Raw genomic sequence first — 20,461 nt, 5'->3', positions numbered from 1 at the left:
CCCCAGCAGGTGCAGCGAAAACTCCCCGCCCCCCGCCTGCCCGCACGACGCGGGCGGCCAGTGCTGAGTCGTTCGTCTGCGCGATTTCCTGACGCTTGCGCGCGACCATCGGAACCAAAACCACGAGCCACGCTGCTGCCAGCGCGATGATGATCAACGAGCTCGGCATCTCCCGTCACCTCCCCCGACCTTTGTCCCTACACCAAAGCCGGTTCATGCACTGGCAGGTGCACAACCATCCTTGTCTCCTCTTGTCACGCTAGCCACAGGAGTCACACGAGAGGGAGTGCCACGCCGCAGCAGATCTTGAAAAGTCATCACTGAACTAGGTGAAATCCCCATGATGTGGTAACGGGGTCGGTATGTCCCCAATGTGGCATTGGGGACGTTCAAGTTCCCCAATGCCACATTGGGGACATACCCATCGGGATCCGCGAATCAGGCGTGTTCTGCGCGACCCGATCGGACGAGACGCGCCCGTAAACCGTCCCCGGCCTCCTCGGTCGTCATCGCGAAGCAGAGGTGGTCCCGCCACGCTCCCGCGACGTCCAGGTAGCGCAGGAACAGCCCTTCCTCCCGGAATCCCGCTTTCGCCAGCACCCGCAGGCTCGCACCGTTCTCCGGGCGCACGGTCGCCTCCACCCGGTGCAGACCGGCCTCGGCGAACGCGTGATCGACGGCCAGCGCCACGGCCGCGGTCGCGACGCCCCCGCCCGCCAGTTCCGAGGACACCCAGTACCCGATCCAGGCCGAGCGCAGCGAAGCCCGGATGACGTTGCCGAGCGTGATCTGGCCCGCGAACCTTCCTTCGACGGTGATCGCGAACGGCAGGCACATTCCCTGCCTGCCGAGCCTGCGCAGACTCGTCCATTGAGGCAACCACGCCACCATGGAGTTGCGGTCGTCCCACGGTCCAGGGGCGGTCGGTTCCCAGCGCTCGAGGTACGCGCGGTCGCGCAGCCGCAGCTTGCTCCACTCGCCCGCGTCACGCAGGCGTACCGGCCGCAGCGCCACTACCCCGGCCGGAACTCGAAGGGCACCTGGACGCGCCGGCCAGCCAGGATGGCGCGATTCGACCTGATATGCACTGCCACTTGCCGGTGTCGACATAGCGCTACGTGCGCTGGGCAAGGAAGGTCACCTTGACCTGTTCGCCCACGGACACCTCGGTCAGATCCTCGTCAACGGTGATCAGGCAGTTCGCCTCCGCCAGCGAGGCCAGCAGGTGCGCACCCGACGTCCCGAGCGGCTGCACCAGGTACTCGCCATTGCCCTCGTCGCGCAGCAGCTGCCCACGCAGAAAACCCTTGCGGCCCTTGGTCGAGGTGATCGGCGAAAGCAACCTGGCGCCCACGACCCGCCGATGCGGATTCCTGGTGCCGCGGGCCGCGCGGATCAACGGCCGGATCAGCACCTCGAAGACCACCAGGGCGCTCATCGGGTTGGCCGGGATCAGGAACGTCGGGACCGAGTCCGGGCCCAGCCTCCCGAAGCCCTGCACCGAACCGGGATGCATCGCGACCCTGGTCATGTCGATGTTGCCGAGGTCGGAAAGCGCCGCGTGCACCTCGTCACCGATGTTGCCACCGGCCCCGCCCGCGACGACCACGATCTCCGACATCAGGAGCCTGCCCTCGACGATCTCCCGCAGCCGCTTCGGATCGCTCGGGACGATGCCGACCCTGCTGACCTCCGCACCGGCGTCACGCGCGGCGGCCGACAACGCATACGAGTTCACGTCGTAGACCTGGCCGACCGTCGGCGTGCGGTCGATGTCGACCAGCTCGTCACCAACGGACACGATCGACACCCGTGGCCGGGGGTACACCAGCACCTTGGATCGGCCGACCGCGGCGAGCAGGCCCACCTGTGCGGAGCCGATCGTGTCGCCCTGCCGCACGGCCACATCGCCGATCTGCACGTCCTCACCGGTCCGCCGGACGTATCCGGCCGAGGGCACCGGCCGATGCACGGTCACCTTGGCCTGGTGCCCGTCGGTGAACGACGTCGGCACCACCGCGTCGGCCAGGGTCGGCAGCGGGGCGCCGGTCGCCACGCGGACGGCCTGACCCGGCTGCAGTCTGCGCGGCTGCCGGGACCCGGCGGCGATCTCCCCCACCACCGGCAACTGCACCGGTTCGTCCCCGACCGCACGGACGTCAACGCTGCGTACCGCGTAGCCATCCACGGCGGCCTGGTCGAAGCCGGGCAACGCGTGCTCGGCCACGACCTCCTCCGCACACAGCAGACCCTGCGCCTCGGAGATCGCGACGCGCACGGGTCTCGGGCGCACTGCCGCGCCCAGCACGGCATCGATCTGGGCTTCCACCGGGCGGAAGTCGGTGGCGGGCTCGGCGGAATCCAGTGCCTCCGGCGCCCCGGGGGCGGGAATCGGTTCGGGTTCGGTCATGAGCGGGGGTTTCCGATCCGTTCGGCCAGCCAATCACGTAGGGACGGTCCGTACTCGGGGTGGTCGAGGGCGAAGTCGACGGCAGCGCGCAGGAAGCCGCCAGGGTTGCCGAGGTCATGCCGCCCTCCACGGTGAACGACGACATGCACAGGGTGCCCCTGCTCGATCAACAGCGCCACCGCGTCGGTGAGCTGCAGTTCCCCACCGGATCCTGGGGTGATCTGCTTCAGCGCGTCGAATATCGCCGTATCGAGCAGGTATCTGCCCGCCGCCGCATACGTCGAAGGCGCGTCCTCCGGCGCGGGCTTCTCCACCATCCCGTGCACGCGCTTGACGTCGGAATCCTCGGTGTCCTGCACGTCGAACACCCCGTACGCGGCAATCTGCTCCTTCGGGATGTCGAACGCGCAGAGCACGCTGCCGCCGTAACGCGCCCGCACCTGCGCCATCCGGTCCAGGACACCGGTGGGCAGCACCAGGTCGTCCGGCAGCAGCACGGCGACACAGGTGTCCTCCTCGGTGAGGTTCGCCTCGGCCTGCGCCACCGCGTGCCCGAGGCCGAGCGCCTCGTGCTGGATCGCCACCTCGACGTCCAGCAGCCCGGGTGCCCTGCGGACCTTCTCCAGCAGCTCGGTCTTGCCCTTGCGCTCCAGCGTCCGCTCCAGTTCGGGAGCGTCCCGGAAGTAGTCGACCACCGATTCCTTGCCCGGTGAGGTGACGATCACCAGGCGATTCGCGCCTGCGGCCGCCGCCTCGGCGGCGACGAGTTCGATGCCCGGAGTGTCGACCACGGGCAGCAGTTCCTTGGGTACTGCCTTCGTCGTCGGCAGAAACCTCGTGCCAAGGCCTGCGGCAGGCACGATTGCGGTTCGGAACGTCTGGTTATTCGCGGCGCCCGTCATGGGCGCAAAGCCTAACCTGGCGACGTGCACCCCTGTGGCAATGAGCGTCCGAGCAAGGCGGAGTGGCGCGCGCACCTGCTCGCCAGGCGCGCCGAGGTACCACCGGCCCAGCATGCGGCCGAGGCCGACGCCCTGGCTCTCGCGACCGCGAGCATCCAGGCCGGGACCGTATGCTGCTACGTCCCGTTCGGTGCCGAACCCGGCTCGCTCGCGCTGCTCGACGCACTGCGCGATCGAGGCTCCCGAGTGCTGTTGCCGATCGTCCCGCCACGCCCCGGTCCGCTCGACTGGGCCGAGTACACCGGCAGCCCGCTCCTGGTCGAGGGCCGATTCCGCGGGGTCATGGAACCCGCGGGGGAGCGGCTAGGGCCTACCGGAGTGGCGGCAGCCGAGGTGGTGCTGGTGCCCGCGCTGGCCGTGGACCACCGCGGTGTGCGACTGGGCAGGGGCGCGGGCTACTACGACCGGACCCTGCCGTTGACGAGACCGGGAACGGTGTTCATCGCCGTGATTCGCGACACAGAACTCGTCCGACGGCTGCCTGCCGAAGCACACGACACGCGCATGGACGCTGTACTCACACCCGGACGGGGGATGCTGGCGCTTCCCGAACAAGGCGAACCGTGAGTGGATCCGGCTTGGCCCGGTGTGCTGTGATGTGTGGCCGCACGCGATCCGCACCTGACCGACCCGGGTACGGCACCGAGTGTGGTGCGGCCCTGCGCTGGCCCAGCCGGCGAGTGAGACGCGAACAGGGCTCGTGACCAGCTGTGACGAATCCGTGTTTGCGCTCGGGGAATGTCGTCCCGCAGAATTGGGTTAGCACTCTCGCGGATCGAGTGCCAACTCGCGAAGGAGCCCCCGTGCCCACGTACCAGTACGCCTGCAAGGAATGCGACCACCGTTTCGACACGGTGCAGTCGTTCTCCGACCCGAGCCTGACCGAGTGCCCCCAGTGCTCCGGCCAGTTGCGCAAGCTGTTCGGTTCGGTCGGCGTGATCTTCAAGGGAAGCGGTTTCTACCGCAACGACGCCCGCTCCGACTCCGCGAGGTCCAGCAAGTCCGAAGCGAAACCGGCAGGCGAGAGCAAGAGCGGCGACTCGAACGGCTCGGCGAAGTCCGAGTCCTCCAGCAGTTCGTCCTCGGACTCCTCTTCGTCTTCCACTTCTTCGACGTCTTCCACGTCGTCCACGTCGGCGTCCTCCGGTTCCTCGAGCTCGTCCTCCACGTCGAAGGCCGCTGCCGCTTCCTGACCGGCCTCACCGGTTCATCCACACCCCCTGAGTTGTCCACAGGCGCGTGATTCCGTCCTTCCGGATCGCGCGCTCCCGCCCCTAACGTCGATCGGGCCGGGCGAGGACGACTCGCCGTCCGCAGGTCGAGATGGGGGTTGCGATGCGAGCAGTGCGGCCAGGGAGATCGACGAACGAGGTGGCTCCACCCGGACGTTCCCGTTCCCGGCACCGCTGGCGAGCCCTGCTCGGCTTCTTCGCCAGGGCGCGACCCGTGACTCTCGTCCGCTGGGCGCTGTCCGTCGCGCTGCTGGTACTCGCGACCGTACTGGCGGTGCATCCCGCCGCCACCGGTGCGGAACCCACGCTGCCCACCCTGGTGGCCGCGCGTGACCTCCCGCTCGGCACCAGTCTCGCCGCCGATGACGTGCGGGTCGCCGATGTCCCCGAGTCGCTGCGTCCCGGCGGGGCGATCCGCGCCCCGGACAAAGCACTGGGACGCCCGCTCGCGGGGGCCGTCCGGGCAGGCGAGTTCCTCACCGACGCACGACTGGTCGGCGCCCGGCCCACCGCGCCAGGCACCGCCACCGTGCCCGTCCGCCTCGCCGATCCGGGCATCGCCGGTCTCCTGCACGCCGGCACGCGGGTCAGTGTCGTGACCGCCGCGGCAGACGACTCGGATCCACAGCTCATCGACGACGACGCCGGAACCGCCACGGTGCTGGCCGTGCTGCCGGCCGCCGACGACCCTCGAGGTGGTCTTCGCCCTGGGCCCGACGGTGGCCCACTCGTGCTGCTGTCCGTCCCGGTGGCGTCCGCCACCACGCTGGCGTCGGCGTCACTCGGGCAAGCGGTAACCGTTACGCTCCGCTAGGGCGTGTCCGGGTCCACAAGGGAGCGACCGCCCCTCACCCCCGTCTCGACACCGCTTAGGAGAGCACTGTGCTGAAGGGCTTCAAGGACTTCATCATGCGCGGCAACGTCGTCGACCTCGCGGTCGCGGTCGTCATCGGTACCGCGTTCACGGCAATCGTCACGTCTTTCACCGAGGGCCTGATCAAGCCCCTGATCAACGCGATGGGCGGGTCCGAAGCCGGTCAGGGGCTAGGGTTCAACATCCTCAGCGGAAACGACTCCACATTCCTCGACTTCGGCAGCGTGATCAACGCCGCGATCAACTTCCTGCTGATCGCGGCGGTGGTCTACTTCGTCATCGTGCTTCCGGTGCAGAAGTTGCAGCAGCGGCGCAAACGCGGCGAGGAAGCTGGCCCCGCGGCGCCGACCGACATCGAACTGCTCGCCGAGATCCGGGACCTGCTCCAGCAGCAGCAGGGCCGCAGCTGAGCCGGCCCAGGCGCGCGGCGCCCTACCGGTCGTGGTGCGGAGGCCGGTTCTCCAGATGCCAAGCATCGGAGTCCCGGCTCCGCGCCTCCGGCTCACGCTCGTCCGACGTGGTGTCCGGCAATACGTCCCCGAAGACCGCGTCGAGCTCTCGCTTGGCGGGTCTACGGGGTGGTCGAGGCGAATCAGCGACCTGATCCGGCTCTTGTTCGGTCACGCCTGAGCTTCCTCGAGCCCCGAGAGCTCACCGATCACGAACGGCACCAGACCGGACAACGTCGCCATCCCGTCGCGGACCGCGGACCGCGAACCGGCCAGGTTGACCACGAGGGTGCTGCCGGACACGCCGACGAGCCCGCGAGAGATCCCGGCGTCCACCGCACCCGCTGCGAGCCCAGAGGAGCGCAGAGCCTCCCCGATGCCGGGAATGGGACGGTCGAGCACGCCTGCCGTGGCGTCCGGCGTGACATCGCGCGGGGACACACCCGTTCCACCGACCGTGATGACGAGGTCGGCGCCGCCGATGACCGCGGTGTTGAGCGCATTGCGGATGGCGACGGTATCGGCGTGCACCACCACGGTGCCATCAACGATGAAACCCGCTTCCTCGAGCAGCTCCGTCATCAAGGGGCCCGCGGTGTCCTCGTTCTCACCGTGGGCGGCGCGGTCGTCGACGATCACAACGAGAGCGCGGCCGAGGCGCTGTGCACTGCGTTCCATGAGCACCACCGTAGCCGGTTCGGCCGTCTCCGTCGGAGACAGCCGCGTCCAGCGCGGCGACCACCCGATGAACACGGGAAACCTGACCGAAGGCTTACGGCCGGATCGCTGGTACCGCGGCGGGCTCCGCCGCGTCCTAGTGCCCCATCAAGAAAGGTTCAGCACGATTCTCCACAGCCTCCCGCGCCTCGCCGGCGAACACCTCGATCCACGGACAACCACACCAACCTTCCTTGACGGGGCACTAGCGTGTGCTGGGTGCGAGTTCTCGTGACCGGTGGCGCCGGTTTCATCGGATCCCAGGTGGCCGATCTGCTGAGCGAATCAGGCCACGAACCAGTGCTGCTGGACAACCTGCTGCCGACCGCCCACGGGCCCGGTGGAGCTCCTCCCTACCTCGGCGGTCACCGGTTCGTTGAAGGCGACGTGACCGACGGCGGGCTGCTCGCCGAGCTGATGACCGAGGTCGACGCGGTCTGCCACCAGGCTGCCGTGGTCGGCCACGGCGTCGATCCCACCGACGCCCCTTCCTACGCGCTGCACAACGACTACGGCACGGCCGTGCTGCTGTCCGCGATGTACACGGCCGGCGTGGGCAGGCTCGTCCTCGCTTCGTCGATGGTCGTCTATGGCGAAGGCCGATACGCGTGCCCCGAGCACAGCACGGTGACCGCTGCTCCCAGAGTTCCCTCCGATGTGGACACGGGCAGGTACGAGCCGCGCTGCCGGGACTGCCAGGCCGAGCTCACTCCCCTGCTCGTACCGGAGGACGCTCCGCTGGCTCCGCGCAGCACCTACGCCGCCACCAAACTCGCCCAGGAGCACCTCGCGGGCGCCTGGGCGCGGCAGAGCGGGGGCGCGGTCTGGGCACTGCGCTATCACAACGTCTATGGGCCACGGATGCCGCAGAACACGCCGTACGCGGGAGTCGCGTCGCTGTTCCGGTCCGCCCTGCGCCGTGGGGAGTCCCCCACCGTGCTGGAGGACGGCCGGCAGCAGCGCGACTTCGTGCACGTCCGGGACGTGGCACGGGCCAACGTGCTGGCCCTCGAGTCGCCGGCCCCCGAGGGGGACCTGACCGCGGTCAATATCTGTTCCGGTCATCCGCACACGGTCGGCGAGCTCGCCGTGGAACTGGCCAAGGCGTGCGCGGGACCCGCGCCGACGATCGTCGGCGGCGCTCGACCCGCTGATGTGCGGCACGTCGTCGCCGACCCCGCGCTGGCGCGCAAGCTGCTCGGGTTCGAGGCGCGGACCGGATTCGCCGAGGGCATCGCGGCCTTCGCGAACGATCCCCTGCGTGAGGCCACAACCACCTGACGACCGGCCGAGGCCCGCCCACGATCGCTGAGGTCAGCGAGCGGCCAGCGGCAGCCGGACCTCGAATCGGCATCCCCGGCCGTGGTTGCACACCCCGATCCGGCCCCGGTGCGCCTCGACGAGTCCCTTGGCGATGGCCAGCCCCAGCCCGCCACCGGTGGTGCCGCCCGAGGGCTCGGGGGTGCGGGCCTGGGTTCCCCGGAACGCGACGTCGAACACCCGGCCGATCTCGTCCTCCGGGATGCCGCCGCAGGCGTCGTCCACGGAGAGCAACGCGTCCCCTCCGTCGACACCGACCTGCACGGCGACCGTTCCGTCCGGCGGGGTGTGCCGGATGGCGTTGGAGACGAGGTTGCGCACGATCCGCGCCAGCTCCGGATCGCTGCCCGCGACGACCGGCCAGGTCTGCGCGGTGGCGAGCACCTTGACCCGCTTCTGCTCGGCGAGCGGGGCCTGCGCGGCCACGGCGTCGCTGACCACATCGCGCAGGGGCACGGCGGAGAGCGTGAGCTGGAGTGCCCCCGCGGTGATCCTGGAGAGTTCGAAAAGGTCGTCGACCATTGCCGAAAGCCTGGTCGCCTCCCCGCTGATCCGGTGCGCGTACCCGGCCACCTCGCCCGGTTCGGCGACCACGCCGTCGGCAAGCGCTTCGGCCATCGCCCGGATGCCCGACAGCGGGCTCCGCAGGTCGTGACTGATCCAGGCCACCAGTTCCCGCCGCGATGCCTCCGCGGCCCGTTCCCGGTCCCTCGCCTCCCGTTCCCAGACACTGCGGCGGGCGATCGCGCGGCCGAGCACGATGGCCGCGGGAACGGTGACCGCGGCGACCAGTAGGCAGACCACCAGCATCGTGGTCAGTGCGGGGGTGAACATGAACCCGCTGACGCCGAGCACTCCGGCCAGGGTGGCGCCCACCGGGATCAGCACGAGCACGGTGAGCGTGCTGGCCAGCGAGCCCCGGCGCAGCCAGAACAGGATCACGCCACCGGCCACTGCCACCGGCAGCGCGAACAGGAGCGCGAACGGCAGGATGTGCCAGACGTGGATGAGTAGCTCGGCGAGCGACTCGCCCGACTCGATCATGGCGAGCACTGCGCGCTGTCTCCGTCCCCGGCCGGGTCGTAGCGATACCCGACACCCCATACGGTCGTCACCCGTTCCGGTTTCGCCGGATCGCGTTCGATCTTCTCCCGCAGGCGGCGGACGTGCACGGTCACCGTGGACTGGTCGCCGAAGTCCCAGCCCCATACCCGTTCCAGCAGATCGGATCGGGTGAACGCGGTGCCGGGATGGGTGAGGAAGTAGGCGAGCAGGTCGAACTCCCGTGCCGTGAGCGGCAGATCCGCGCCGCCGAGCCACGCCTGCCTTGCGTCGAGCTGCAAATGCAGGTCGCCGTCCACCAGTTCGGCGACCGCTGGTTCCTGCCGGGGCATCCGCGACCGTCGCAGCACCGAGGTGACCCGCAGGGTGAGTTCTCGTGGGCTGAACGGTTTGGTCACGTAGTCGTCGGCCCCCAGCTGGAGCCCGGCGATGCGGTTCTCCTCCTCGCCGAGCGCGGTCAGCATGACCACAGGGACCTCGCTGGACTCGCGCAGCCGCTGACACACCTCGAGCCCGCTCATTCCCGGCATCATCACGTCCAGCACCACCAGGTCCGGCCGGTGCTCGGCGAAACTGCGCAACGCCTGCTCACCATCACCGACCACCCGCACGGTGAACCCGGCGAGCTCCAGGTACCGGCGCACGACGTCGCGAACCGTCTCGTCGTCATCCACGACGAGGACCTGTCCGGTCTGCGCCAAGTCCCGCACCCCGTTCACCTCACGTCACTCCCGCCGGGCTCGACCACGCTCGGTGCCTTACCCGAACAGGTCGCGGTGCCGGTCGCGTGCTCATGATTCCCTCACCACACCGTCAGCACCAGGTGGTTCACCGTCAGCGCGACCACCGCCTGCCCGGCGAGCCACCAGCGCCGGGTCGCCGGCGGCAGCAACGCGGTCAGTGGCAGCAGCCACACCGCGAACGGCAGCCAGATCCGCTCAACCTCGGCCTTCGACAGCCCGGACACGTCCGCGACCAAGATCATCACCAGGGCCGCTCCGCCGAGCACGAGGGCGCCGTCCCAGCGCTGGATCGGCGTACGGGCACCAGCAGCGACACCCCGGCGCACCGCGGCGACCACGGCGGGGCCCACCGCGATGGCGAGGCAGGCCAGGTTCGCCCACACCCAGTACGAATACGGCCGCTCGCTGGCGATGCCCTGGTAGTAGCGCTGCAAGACGAGGTGATAGCCGTCCAGCCACCAGAATCCGGCGAGCGCGAACACCCCGACCACGGTCAGCGCGCCGCCCGTGGCCCACATCAGTGCGCGAAGGCTGCGACCGGCGAGCACCACGGCCAGCGCCAGCACGCCGAGCAGCACCAGACCGTAGGACAGGAAGACTCCGAAACCGAGCAGCACACCCGCGGCGGCGGCCAGTGGGATCGCGGAGCGCGCCCGCCGCGCGAAAGCTCGCACACTCAGCGCGAGCAAGGCGATCCCGCTCGCGGTGACCCCGGCGAACAGGGCGTCCGCGGAAACGGCGATCCACACCGCGCCGGGGAAGAGCACGACGAACGGCAGTATCGCCCGCGCCGCTTCCGGGCTGCCGAGGGCTCGCACGGTGACCGGCACGGCCACGGCGACGAGGCAGCCGGCGAGCACGCAGGCCCAGCTCGCGGCGGCGCCGCCGGAGAGACCGAGCCGGTCCAGCCAGACGAACACCAGTGTCGCGCCGGGTGGATGGCCGGAGACGTGCGTGGTCCACGAGTCCGGCCTGCCCATCAGGATCCGATCGGCAAAGGTGTGCACCATCCTCGGGATGTCCACGATGCCCGGTACCTCACGCAGGTACTCGGTGGGATGGGTGAGCCGCTGGGTGAATCCGCGGGACCAGCCGTCGATCAGTACGAGCGCCAGCGACCAGCACAGCGCGGCGAGGTAGCTCACCGGCAGCAGGCCGCGCCAGGGCAGGCGGGCGGCGAGTACAGGGCCCCAGGCGATCACCACGAACGCGACGAGCAACGCCAGTGGAGTGCCCGGGCCCACGTGTGGCAGCCAGTTGCCGAACAACGGCGGCGCGAACGCGAAGATGAGGACGCCGGAACCGTCCCGGTTGTAGTACAGCCCGACGGCGATGGCGGTGGCGACCAGCACCGCGGCGAACGTGACCACCAGCAGGTCAGCCCGCGTGCCGCCGGCCCGTTTCACCGTCTCTCCTGGCGCAGGCCTGCCTGGGGAGTCGACCACCAGCCGCACGATAGCCGCAGCCGGCGTTCGCCGTCAGCTGGACGGATGGTTCGTCAGGAGTCGGTAAGATCTCGTCACCCCAACGGTCTATGTCAGAGTTCGGTAAGCACCACAATCCTTTGGCTGACTCCATGGCGGACTTAGCCTGTCTGTTGTGCGAACCGAAGACGTCGACGTGGTCCTGCCGTGTCTGAACGAGGCAGGAGCCCTTCCCGGCGTGCTGGGCGCCATACCCTCCGGCTATCGGGCGATCGTGGTCGACAACGGCTCCTCGGACGGCTCGCAGGCCATCGCTGCCGGGCTGGGCGCGCTCGTCCTCACCGAGGCCCGCACGGGCTACGGCGCCGCGGTGCACACCGGCCTCGAGGCCGCCACCTCGGACGTCGTCTGCTTCATCGACGCCGACGGTTCCCTTGATCCCGGCGACCTGCCCCGGCTGGTGGCCGAGGTACGCATGCGGGGGGCGGATCTCGCCGTTGGGAGGCGGGTGCCCGCCGAGCGCGGGGTGTGGCCATGGCATGCGCGGGCGGGCAACCGGTTACTGGCGGGCGTCCTGCGCAGGCAGGGTCTTCCGGTGCACGACATCGCCGCTGTTCGAGCTGTCCGCAGGCAGGCGTTGCTCGATCTCGGCGTAGCGGACCGGGCATTCGGGTACCCATTGGAAATGCTGATCAAAGCGGGCAGGGCGGGCTGGCAGGTGCGCGAGTTCGACGTCGCCTACGGCAAGCGCGCGGCAGGCACCAGGTCGAAGGTCTCCGGTTCGGTACGGGGAACCGCTCGCGCCGTTCGCGACATGGCCAGGGTGCTGAGATCGTGAGCACGAAAGGGTTCTGTCTGCTCGTGGTGGCCCGATCGCCGGTACCCGGGGAGGCGAAGACCCGGTTGTGCCCACCTGCCACTGCCGAGCAGGCGGCCGACATCGCCGCGGCCGCGCTGCTGGACACCCTCGACGCCGTGCTTGCCGTGCCGGACTCCGTGCCGGTGGTGGCCTTGACCGGCGACCTCTCCAACGCGGCCCGGGCGACGGAGCTACGGGAAGTGCTGGAGCGGACGACAGTGCTGCCCCAGCGCGGCGACAGCTTCGCCCAGCGGCTGGTGAACGCGCATCTGGACACCGCGCGGCTGCGGCCACGACGGCCGGTACTGCAGATAGGTATGGATACCCCGCAGGTCAGCCCGGACCTGCTCGCCGGCCAGGCCGCCCGGCTGCTCGCAGGAGCCGACGCGCTGCTCGGACCCGCCTACGACGGCGGCTGGTGGACGCTGGGGCTGCGCGAACCCGTGACCGCGCGGGCGCTGGCCACGGTGCCCATGTCCCGGCCCGACACCGGAGTGCTGACCAGGAACGCGCTTCGGTCGGCGGGGCTGCGAGTCGTCAAGGGGCCTATGTTGTCCGATGTGGACACGATGGCGGACGCTGAATCGGTGGCGAACACGTTGCACGGCGGGCGTTTCGTCGAGGCGGTTCGGGCCGTGCGGCTCGACGCCCACCAATGACAGTCGCGCCGGCGACGCGGTAAGCGGACTCGAGTTCGCGCACAGACAGCGAAACGAGAGCCGCGGACGACCTGGCCGTCCGCGGCTCTCCGGTATTCCGACAGTATCGGTTTGCTGGTCTCGGTCGCGAGGCGACCGAGCGTGTGTGGTCAGTTCACCTCGACCGGTTTGCCACCGAGGGTGACTTCGACCGTCGAGTCGTCGGCGAGGGTGAAGGTGACGGTTTCGTTCGGCGCCTTCGTGCGGATCGCCGCGACGAGGGTGTTGGCGTCAGGAATCGGCCGGTCGCCGATCTTGGTGAGCACGTCACCCGGCTTCAGACCTGCCTTCTCGGCGGGGCTGCCCGGTTCGATCTCTCCGAGCACGGCCCCTCCCTGCGGGCTGTTACCCACCCTGGCACCGATGAAGGTCTGCTGCGCCTTACCGGTGTCGATGATCTGCTCCGCGGTCCGGCGGGCCTGGTCGATCGGAATCGCGAAGCCGATGCCGACGTTCCCGCCCTCCGACTGCTGTCCGGGCATGCCGCCGGACTTGGGGCTGTAGATCGCCGAGTTGATGCCGATGACCTGTCCGGCCATGTTGACCAGCGGGCCACCGGAGTTACCCGGGTTGATCGCCGCGTCGGTCTGCACGGCGTCCATCACCGTGGCCTGGTCACCGCCGCCACCACCGGCGCTGACCGGCCGGTGCAGCGAGCTGACGATTCCGGACGTCACGGTGCCCGCGAGCGAGAACGGCGAACCGATCGCCACGACACCCTGCCCGACGTCGAGGTCGTCCGAGCGGCCGAGCTCGGCAGGGGTGAGGCCGCTGACGCCCTCGGCCCGCACCACGGCGATGTCGGTCGTCGGGTCGCGGCCCACGATAGTGGCCTTCGCCTTGTCGCCGTTCTGGAAGGCGACCTGGATCTGCCCGCCGTCGGCGGCGGCCTCGACGACGTGGTTGTTGGTGAGGATGTAGCCGTCGTCACTGATCACGAAGCCGGATCCCTCGCCGCTGCCCGCGCGGCCTGCGACCTGGAGCTGCACAACGCTCGGCAGCACCTTCTGCGCGACGGACTCGATACTGCCTGCGGGCGCGTTGGCGGTCTGCTTGGCCGGCGGCGGGGCGTCGAGCGAGTTCGTCGCGCCGCTGCCCGTTGCGTCGCCCGCCACGAGGTAACCGGCCGCGCCACCCGCGCCGCCACCGAGCAGCAACGCGAGCAGGGCGATGCCGACCACCAGCTTGCCCGGTCCCTTGCCACCGCCCTGCCGCTGCTGCTGGGCCCCCGGCGGCTGCGGATACATCATCGTGGTCGAGGACGGGGAGTAGTGCGCCTGCTCCGGCGTACCTGGAGCGGCGGGGTAACCACCGGGCTGGCCAGGGCTCGCGTAGGGATTGCCACCGGGCCTCTCGGCGCCGAAGGGCTGCTGTTGCTGCGCGGCCTGCGCGTCTGGCTGGTGCTGCGTTCCAGGGGACCAGTGCGCCTGCGCGGGCTGCTCGCCTGTGGCGGGTATGCCTCGGGGTGGCGTGCTGGCGTCGTCCTGCGCCGGCCAACCGCCTCGCTCGACGGTGCCGGGCTCCTCGGGTGTGGCCTGACGGTCCTGAGCTGTGGGGTCGTTCTCGGTCATGTCACCACCATGCGCGTCCGTCCTGAGAACAGGCTGAGCTGATGCTGTGAGGGTGATGCGCAATTTGGCGGATGGTGCCAGGCCTGCGTTCACGCGGACCGGCTCGCGACAGCCGGACGCGGGCGACCCTCGCACCATATTCGCACTTGAGAGCGTGCATCACCCGAATATCCCATCCAACACTGTGCTTAACGCGTGAGTCGCGCCGGCGACTCAGCCCGCGGACCGCAACCGCTGCGCGATCTGCTCGGGAGTGGCGTCATTCACCCACACAGCCATGCCCGACTCCGAACCTGCAAGATACTTCAGCTTGTCGGCCGAGCGCAGCACGGAGAACAGCTCGAGATGCAGCCAGCACTCCTCCCTGCCCTGATCCACCGGCGCCTGGTACCAGCCCGCGACGTACGGCAGCGGCCGGTCGTAGAGCGCGTCGCAACGGCGCAGCACCTGGAGGTAGACCGCGGCGAAATCATCGCGTTCGTCGGCGCTCAGCGCGGGCAGGTCGGGCACCTGCCGATGCGGGACGATCTGCACCTGCACCGGCCAGCGGGCGGCCGGGGGAACGAACGCCGTCCAGTGTTCACCCTCGGCAACCACCCTGGTGCCGCCACGGCGCTCGGCGGCCAGCACGTCGCCGAGCACGTGCCTGCCGGTTTCCGCGCGATACTCCCGCGCGGTGCTGATCATGCGCTCGGTCCGGGGAGTGACGAACGGGTAGGCGTAGATCTGACCGTGCGGATGGTGCAGGGTGACGCCGATCTCCTCACCCCGGTTCTCGAAGGGGAAGACCTGCCGTACACCGTCCAGCTTGGACAGTTGCGTCGTGCGGTCCGCCCAGGCGTCGACGACCGTACGCACCCTGCGCTCGCCGAGTTCGGCGAAGGAACGGTTGTGGTCGCTGGTGAAGCACACCACCTCGCACCGGCCGCGCCCCGGAGCCACCGGGACGATGCCAGCGTCATCCACAGTGGATGGTTCGCCGGGCACGTCGAGCGCGAAGGAGGGGAAGCGGTTCTCGAACACCGCCACGTCATAGTCGGACTCGGGAACCTCGCTGGGCCGGCCCGGTGAGCTCGGGCAGAGTGGGCACAGATCCGCGGGTGGCTTGTAGGTACGGGTCTGGCGATGGGCCGCCATCGCGACCCACTCACCCGTCAACGGGTCACGCCGAATCTCCGAGGAGGCCGCGACAGGTGGCAGGTCACGGGTGTCGCGCGCCTGTCGCGGGGTCGCCGTGTCCGACTCGTCGAAGTAGATGATCTCGCGACCGTCGGCGAGGTGACGGACGGTCTTCAGCACGCAGATTCCTCCGGCAGGTCATCCGCCCCTTGCACAGGAGCGATCATCAGTTCGCCGACCCGTTCGGTCAGCACGTCACGGGCGGACTCCGGCAGGCCCGAGTCACTGACGACAGCGTCGGCCTCGTCCAGATCCGCGATGGTCGAGATCCCGATCACGCCCCATTTGGTGTGGTCGGCGAGCACGATCAGCTTGCGCCCGGCCTCGACGAGCGCGCGATCGGTCTCGCTCTCGGTGAGATTCGGTGTGGTGAACCCGGCCGTTTCGGACATCCCATGCACGCCGAGGAAGACCAGGTCCAGATGCAGGGTGCGCAGACTGTGCACGGCGACGGGCCCGACCAGCGCGTCGGACGGGGTCCGGACACCGCCGGTGAGCACGACCGTGCGGTCAGCCTGGCCGGAGGCGCGCAGGACGTCGGCGACCTGGATCGAGTTCGTGACGATCGTGAGCCCGGGGATCGAGTCGAGTGCGTGGGCGAGCGTCCAGGTGGTGGTGCCCGCCGACAGTCCGATGGCGGTGCCCGGCCGGACGAGGGTCGCGGCCGTCTCGGCGATCGCGTTCTTCTGGGCCCGTTGCCGGACCGACTTCGCCTCGAAGCCTGGCTCGTCGGTGCTCTTCCCCATCATCGAGGTGGCCCCGCCGTAGACCTTCTCCACCAGCCCGCGGCCTGCCAGCACGTCGAGGTCGCGGCGCACGGTCATGTCGGAGACGCCCAGCTTGGCGACCAGGTCACTGACCCGGACGGCGCCGTTGCGCCGGGCCTCCTCCAGGATGATCGCTTGCCGCTGCCGCGCCAGCACCGTCAACTCCCGTCCCCACGCCATAACCAACTACACAAAATCCTACACGATCAAACACGCGCGGGTGGGGTCCCCGTGTTTCAGCCGGGGATTCCCGGCAGCCGGATCGTGAGCAGGGCGCCGCCCTCAGGGAGGTTGGCCGCGTAAACGGCTCCGCCGTGTCGCTCCGCGGCCTGTTTGACTATGGCGAGCCCGAGCCCGGAGCCGGGTAGCGTCCGAGCCTCAGATGAGCGGTAGAAGCGATCGAACACCTTCGGCAGGTCGTCTTCGGCGATCCCAGGGCCAGCGTCGGCGACCTCCAGCACGGCGGTGCCGTCACCGAGCGGGCGCAAGCGCACCCGGACCACGGAACCCTCCGGCGAGAACTTCACGGCGTTGTCCAGCAGGTTGAGCACGGCGCGTTCGAGTGCGTTGGAGTCACCGGTCAGCACCCACGGCTGCAGCTCGACGTCGAAGTCGAGCTCTCCGGCACGTCTGCGGGCACGGTCCAGCGCGCGTTCGACGGTCTCCACGAGCTCGACCCGTTCGAACTCGGCGCGGGGCTCGTCCTGTCTGGCCAGCTCCACGAGATCACCGATGAGCTGGGTCAGTTCGTCGAGCTGACCACGAATATCCGTCTCGATCTCGCTTCTGTCCTGCTCCGAAAGGGTCGCGGTTCGCGACCGGCTCGCGGCGAGGAGCAGTTCCAGGTTGGTGCGCAGGGAGGTCAGCGGGGTGCGCAGCTCATGGCCCGCGTCGGCCACGAGCTGGCGCTGCCGTTCCTGGGACTCCGAAACGGCACCGAGCATCGTGTTGAAGCTGTGCGTGAGCCTGGCCAACTCGTCGTCGCCACTGACCGGAATGGGCCGTAGGTCGCCGGTGCGTGTCACCCGCTCGGTGGCGGAGGTGAGGCGTTCGACGGGGCGCAGGCCGCCGCGCGCCACCGCGGTGCCCGCGAGCGCGGCGACCACCACGCCCGCGCCGCTGATCAGGAGCAGCACGATGGACAGTTCGGCGAGGGTGTGTTTGGTGGGGCCGAGGGACTGTGCGAGCACCATCGCCTCGCCGATACCCGAAGGCAGGGCGATCACCCTGGTGTCGGTGGCGGTGTCGGTGCGCAGCGAGTACGGGGACTCGCCGCGGGCTACCGCGAGTTCCTTCTCGCCCCAGGGCGGTTGCCTGCCCTCGCCGGGGTAGACCAGCCGCCGGTCGCCGGAGTAGAGCAGGCCGATCTGGATGTCGGTGCTGGCCAGGAAGGCGCCGGGGATCTGTTGCAGCCTGCTCTGCACCGGAGGCGTCTCCACCGCGGCGGTGGCGCGCTGGATGAGGCTGTCGTCGATCTGCTGGTAGAGGTTGTCGCGGACGGTGAGATAGGCACCGAGCGAAACCAGGCCGACGGCGCCGGCCACGCAGATCGCCGCGAGCAGGGTGACCCTGACCCGCAGGGAGAACCGGCGCTGTACCGCGGGCTCGGGCGGCGGCGCGCCAGCGGGGGCGGTCGGGGCGACACTGCTCACGGAGGCGTCTCCCGCAGGACGTAACCGACGCCGCGAACGGTGTGGATCAGCCGGGGTTCGCCGCCGGCCTCGGTCTTGCGCCGCAGGTAACCGACGTAGACCTCGAGCGCGTTTCCTGAGGTCGGGAAGTCGTAGCCCCAGACCTCCTCCAGGATGCGGCCGCGAGTCAGGACGTGCTTCGGGTAGGACAGCAGGAGTTCCATCAGCGCGAACTCGGTCCTGGTGAGGCTGATCGAGCGCTCGCCCCTGCGGACCTCCCTGGTGCCGGGGTCGAGGGTGAGGTCGCCGAAACTGAGCATCTCGGTGTGCTGGTCGGACTGGCTCTCGTTGCCGGAGCGGCGCAGCAGGGCGCGGAGCCGGGCGAGCAGTTCCTCGAGCGCGAAGGGCTTGGGCAGGTAGTCGTCGGCGCCCGCGTCCAGGCCGGAGACCCGGTCGGAGACGGTGTCGCGTGCGGTGAGGACGAGGATCGGCAGATCGTCACCGGTGCTGCGCAGCCTGCGGGCGACCTCGAGGCCGTCAAGTCTGGGCATCATGACGTCGAGGACCATCGCGTCTGGGCGGTTGGCGACGATGGCGTCCAGGGCCTGCGCCCCGTCGCTGGCGAGTTCCACCTGGTAGCCGTTGAACTCCAGGGAGCGGCGAAGGGACTCCCGGACCGCCCGGTCGTCGTCGACAACGAGAATGCGCATAACCCCAGTCTTACTCGCGAGTCTGAGCCGCCGCTGAGAACACGCGCGGGACGGCCGGGAGTGTCACTCGACTCCGGTCCCCCTGGCGACGGGCGCGTTCCACTTCCGCCAGAGGGCGAGCACGCGAACGGTGACCACGACGGCCGCGGCGAACACGGTCACCGGTCCGGCGGGCAGGTGCACGAGGTGCCCCACGCCGACGAGTACGGCGCCGGCGAGGGCGGCGAGGGCGTAGATCTCCTTGCGCAGCACGAGCGGGATCTCGCGCAGCAGGACGTCGCGCAGCGCGCCCCCGCCGATGCCGGTGGTCATGCCGACGAGGCAGGCGGTGTAGACAGGCGCGCCCGCGTTCAGTGCGATCGCGGTGCCGGAGGTGGCGAACACGCCGAGGCCGACGGCGTCGGCGAGCAGGACGGCCTTGCGCAGCTTGGCCAGGACCGGGTGGAAGGCGAACACGGCGATGGCGGTGGCGGCGCAGACGGCGAGATAGGGCCAGGTGCGCAGAGTGGTCGGCGGGTTGATGCCGAGCAGGACGTCACGGATGATGCCGCCACCGAGCGCGGTGGTGAGGCCAAGTACGACGACGCCGAAGACGTCGAGCCGGGCCCAGACCGCGGCGAAGGAGCCAGAGGCGGCGAACGCCACCAGCCCGAGCATCTCCAGCGCGTACAGCACGTTCTAGTACTGGTCAGTGTTCGATCGGCGGCGCTTCGCGAACTCAGCACCGCGTGCAACTCCCTCGGAGGAACAACACCCACCGTGGTCCACCACCGTTGCCTCCTCAGCCAGCGTTCAATCGGCAGCGCTTCGCAAGCTCAGCACCGCGTGCAACTCCCTCGGGGGAACGACATCCGCCGTGGTCCATCACCGTTGCCTCCTCAGTCGATCAGGCCGCCCCGGTAAGCGAGCAATGCCGCCTGCACCCGGTTGGCGGCCCCGATCTTGGACAGGACGGCTGAGACGTAGCCCTTGACGGTCGCCTCGGAAAGGTGCAGCTTGCTGCCAATCTCGGCATTGGACATGCCCTGGCCGATCAGGCCGACCACCTCGCGCTCACGGTCGGACAGCGAGGAGAGCAGCTTGCGCGCGGGCTGGGCCGCGCGCTGCTCGTCGCGGTGGGCGTGGACCATCCGGGCCGCGACCCCGGGGTCGAGGACCGCGCCACCCCTGGACAGGTCCCGAACCGCGCGCAGGAGCGCGGCAGGGTCGATGTCCTTGAGCAGGAAGCCATTGGCTCCGAGGCGGAGGGCAAGGCTCACGTACTCGTCGATGTCGAACGTGGTCAGCATCGCCACGAACGGTGGTTCGGGCAGCGCGTGGATGGCGCGGAGCGCGCGGATGCCGTCGTCGGCGGCGCGCATTTTGATGTCGAGCAGAGCGACATCGGGACGGTATCGGCGGGCGGCCTCCACGGCCGACCTGCCATCGCTGGCTTCTCCGACGATCTCTATGTCCGGCGCTCCCGACAACATGGCGCGCAGGCCCGATCGGACCAGCTCCTCGTCGTCGGCAAACATGACCTTGATCAACGACGCCTCCGGAACGTGTGGCGGGGTTCACCCGCTTGTGGTTAACGAAGGCTACCCACTGACGGTTTGTTGACGGTAACCACACACCCACCCGGGCGAGGCGCACGCCGATCCCGCCGCGCCGATACCACCCGCCGCCCGGTAGGCTATGCGCGCACGTCCCCGCCCTCGTAGCTCAGGGGATAGAGCACCGCTCTCCTAAAGCGGGTGTCGCAGGTTCGAATCCTGCCGGGGGCACAGAATCCCTGGTCGCGACAGTGATCAGGGATTTCGCGTCTCACCGGCCTTCCTTAACCCTTCCTTTTCGCGAGGTAGTCCGCGATC

The 20,461-nt window shown here is 69.5% G+C and carries 22 protein-coding genes, 1 tRNA gene and 2 pseudogenes; 8 read left to right on the top strand and 17 right to left on the bottom strand.

All coding sequences use genetic code 11. From position 1 onward, the window contains the following. The 4 genes and pseudogenes from D0C15_RS35720 to D0C15_RS15065 form a co-directional block, all read right to left on the bottom strand. Nucleotides 1–169, bottom strand: a pseudogene (locus D0C15_RS35720) (divisome protein SepX/GlpR); the annotation flags it as partial. 269 nt (nt 170–438) lie between these two features. Continuing rightward, the gene (locus D0C15_RS15075; protein ID WP_116045564.1) at nt 439–1,110 is read right to left on the bottom strand and encodes a GNAT family N-acetyltransferase; all 672 of its coding nucleotides are present in this window, start codon (nt 1,108–1,110) and stop codon (nt 439–441) included. 4 nt (nt 1,111–1,114) lie between these two features. Continuing rightward, nucleotides 1,115–2,410, bottom strand: a complete 1,296-nt coding sequence (glp, locus tag D0C15_RS15070; RefSeq protein WP_116045561.1) for a molybdotransferase-like divisome protein Glp — start codon at nt 2,408–2,410, stop codon at nt 1,115–1,117. Next, nucleotides 2,407–3,312, bottom strand: coding sequence for a UTP--glucose-1-phosphate uridylyltransferase (locus tag D0C15_RS15065; RefSeq protein ID WP_116045558.1), 906 nt, complete (start codon nt 3,310–3,312; stop codon nt 2,407–2,409). Before D0C15_RS15065 ends, glp begins: the two co-directional genes overlap by 4 nt. Before the next feature lie 24 nt (nt 3,313–3,336). Here D0C15_RS15065 and D0C15_RS15060 point away from each other — a divergent pair, with 24 nt between their 5' ends. Both D0C15_RS15060 and D0C15_RS35715 read left to right on the top strand, forming a co-directional pair. Next, the gene (locus D0C15_RS15060) at nt 3,337–3,939 is read left to right on the top strand and encodes a 5-formyltetrahydrofolate cyclo-ligase (protein WP_116045555.1); all 603 of its coding nucleotides are present in this window, start codon (nt 3,337–3,339) and stop codon (nt 3,937–3,939) included. A 143-nt stretch (nt 3,940–4,082) separates the two neighbouring features. Next, nucleotides 4,083–4,316: pseudogene (locus D0C15_RS35715) on the top strand (FmdB family zinc ribbon protein); the annotation flags it as partial. Nucleotides 4,317–4,330: 14 nt separating this feature from the next. Here D0C15_RS35715 and D0C15_RS35710 read toward each other — a convergent pair. After that, complete coding sequence (locus D0C15_RS35710) at nt 4,331–4,540, bottom strand: hypothetical protein (protein WP_425455397.1); 210 nt, start codon at nt 4,538–4,540, stop codon at nt 4,331–4,333. 203 nt (nt 4,541–4,743) lie between these two features. Between D0C15_RS35710 and D0C15_RS15050 the strand changes: the two genes are divergently transcribed. Together D0C15_RS15050 and mscL are read left to right on the top strand one after the other, a co-directional pair. Beyond that, nucleotides 4,744–5,418, top strand: coding sequence for an SAF domain-containing protein (locus tag D0C15_RS15050; RefSeq protein ID WP_162830086.1), 675 nt, complete (start codon nt 4,744–4,746; stop codon nt 5,416–5,418). A 68-nt stretch (nt 5,419–5,486) separates the two neighbouring features. Then, nucleotides 5,487–5,888, top strand: a complete 402-nt coding sequence (gene mscL, locus D0C15_RS15045; protein WP_116045546.1) for a large-conductance mechanosensitive channel protein MscL — start codon at nt 5,487–5,489, stop codon at nt 5,886–5,888. Between the two features lie 22 nt (nt 5,889–5,910). On the opposite strand, the gene D0C15_RS15040 is transcribed toward mscL, so the two are convergent. Beyond that, nucleotides 5,911–6,102 (bottom strand): hypothetical protein, encoded by a 192-nt coding sequence (locus D0C15_RS15040; protein ID WP_116045544.1) that lies wholly within the window; start codon nt 6,100–6,102, stop codon nt 5,911–5,913. Beyond that, complete coding sequence (locus D0C15_RS15035) at nt 6,099–6,605, bottom strand: MogA/MoaB family molybdenum cofactor biosynthesis protein (protein ID WP_116045609.1); 507 nt, start codon at nt 6,603–6,605, stop codon at nt 6,099–6,101. The genes D0C15_RS15040 and D0C15_RS15035 overlap by 4 nt, the downstream gene beginning before the upstream one ends. Before the next feature lie 258 nt (nt 6,606–6,863). Between D0C15_RS15035 and D0C15_RS15030 the strand changes: the two genes are divergently transcribed. Then, nucleotides 6,864–7,925, top strand: coding sequence for an NAD-dependent epimerase/dehydratase family protein (locus D0C15_RS15030; RefSeq protein WP_116045542.1), 1,062 nt, complete (start codon nt 6,864–6,866; stop codon nt 7,923–7,925). A gap of 33 nt (nt 7,926–7,958) precedes the next feature. On the opposite strand, the gene D0C15_RS15025 is transcribed toward D0C15_RS15030, so the two are convergent. The 3 genes from D0C15_RS15025 to D0C15_RS15015 form a co-directional block, all read right to left on the bottom strand. Beyond that, on the bottom strand, nt 7,959–9,008 hold the full coding sequence (locus tag D0C15_RS15025; RefSeq protein WP_116045607.1) for a sensor histidine kinase: 1,050 nt from the start codon (nt 9,006–9,008) through the stop codon (nt 7,959–7,961). Beyond that, nucleotides 9,005–9,736, bottom strand: coding sequence for a response regulator transcription factor (locus D0C15_RS15020; RefSeq protein WP_425455395.1), 732 nt, complete (start codon nt 9,734–9,736; stop codon nt 9,005–9,007). Before D0C15_RS15020 ends, D0C15_RS15025 begins: the two co-directional genes overlap by 4 nt. A gap of 92 nt (nt 9,737–9,828) precedes the next feature. Further along, nucleotides 9,829–11,214 (bottom strand): hypothetical protein, encoded by a 1,386-nt coding sequence (locus tag D0C15_RS15015; RefSeq protein WP_245975812.1) that lies wholly within the window; start codon nt 11,212–11,214, stop codon nt 9,829–9,831. A gap of 154 nt (nt 11,215–11,368) precedes the next feature. On the opposite strand from D0C15_RS15015, the gene D0C15_RS15010 reads away from it, so the two are divergent. Together D0C15_RS15010 and D0C15_RS15005 are read left to right on the top strand one after the other, a co-directional pair. Then, nucleotides 11,369–12,031 carry a glycosyltransferase family 2 protein gene (locus tag D0C15_RS15010; protein WP_116045538.1) on the top strand — a complete coding sequence of 221 codons (663 nt, stop codon included), beginning with the start codon at nt 11,369–11,371 and terminating at the stop codon, nt 12,029–12,031. Then, nucleotides 12,028–12,711: a TIGR04282 family arsenosugar biosynthesis glycosyltransferase gene (locus D0C15_RS15005; RefSeq protein ID WP_116045536.1), complete on the top strand. Its 684-nt coding sequence runs from the start codon at nt 12,028–12,030 to the stop codon at nt 12,709–12,711. The genes D0C15_RS15010 and D0C15_RS15005 overlap by 4 nt, the downstream gene beginning before the upstream one ends. 149 nt (nt 12,712–12,860) lie before the next feature. On the opposite strand, the gene D0C15_RS15000 is transcribed toward D0C15_RS15005, so the two are convergent. The 7 genes from D0C15_RS15000 to D0C15_RS14970 all read right to left on the bottom strand — a co-directional run bounded on the left by D0C15_RS15000 (nt 12,861) and on the right by D0C15_RS14970 (nt 20,137). After that, nucleotides 12,861–14,321, bottom strand: a complete 1,461-nt coding sequence (locus tag D0C15_RS15000) for a S1C family serine protease (RefSeq protein WP_116045534.1) — start codon at nt 14,319–14,321, stop codon at nt 12,861–12,863. A gap of 213 nt (nt 14,322–14,534) precedes the next feature. Next, nucleotides 14,535–15,620: a galactose-1-phosphate uridylyltransferase gene (gene galT / locus D0C15_RS14995; protein ID WP_116045531.1), complete on the bottom strand. Its 1,086-nt coding sequence runs from the start codon at nt 15,618–15,620 to the stop codon at nt 14,535–14,537. Next, a complete protein-coding gene (locus D0C15_RS14990; RefSeq protein ID WP_162830085.1) occupies nt 15,614–16,447 on the bottom strand; it encodes a DeoR/GlpR family DNA-binding transcription regulator in 834 nt (277 codons plus the stop codon). The genes galT and D0C15_RS14990 overlap by 7 nt, the downstream gene beginning before the upstream one ends. Nucleotides 16,448–16,503: 56 nt before the next feature. After that, nucleotides 16,504–17,919 carry a sensor histidine kinase gene (locus D0C15_RS14985; protein ID WP_116045529.1) on the bottom strand — a complete coding sequence of 472 codons (1,416 nt, stop codon included), beginning with the start codon at nt 17,917–17,919 and terminating at the stop codon, nt 16,504–16,506. Further along, a complete protein-coding gene (locus tag D0C15_RS14980) occupies nt 17,916–18,608 on the bottom strand; it encodes a response regulator transcription factor (protein WP_116045527.1) in 693 nt (230 codons plus the stop codon). Before D0C15_RS14980 ends, D0C15_RS14985 begins: the two co-directional genes overlap by 4 nt. Before the next feature lie 63 nt (nt 18,609–18,671). Continuing rightward, on the bottom strand, nt 18,672–19,265 hold the full coding sequence (locus D0C15_RS14975; protein ID WP_116045600.1) for a trimeric intracellular cation channel family protein: 594 nt from the start codon (nt 19,263–19,265) through the stop codon (nt 18,672–18,674). Nucleotides 19,266–19,486: 221 nt separating this feature from the next. Next, nucleotides 19,487–20,137, bottom strand: a complete 651-nt coding sequence (locus D0C15_RS14970) for a response regulator (RefSeq protein ID WP_116045525.1) — start codon at nt 20,135–20,137, stop codon at nt 19,487–19,489. 164 nt (nt 20,138–20,301) lie between these two features. On the opposite strand from D0C15_RS14970, the gene D0C15_RS14965 reads away from it, so the two are divergent. Continuing rightward, nucleotides 20,302–20,374 (top strand) — tRNA-Arg (locus D0C15_RS14965). Nucleotides 20,375–20,461: the final 87 nt, after the last annotated feature.

It is taken from the genome of Amycolatopsis palatopharyngis, from assembly GCF_003385185.1.
Classification (GTDB): Bacteria; Actinomycetota; Actinomycetes; order Mycobacteriales; family Pseudonocardiaceae; genus Amycolatopsis; species Amycolatopsis palatopharyngis.
The sequence above is the reverse complement of the archived record's forward strand: the minus strand, read 5'-3'. Positions and strand labels throughout refer to the sequence as shown.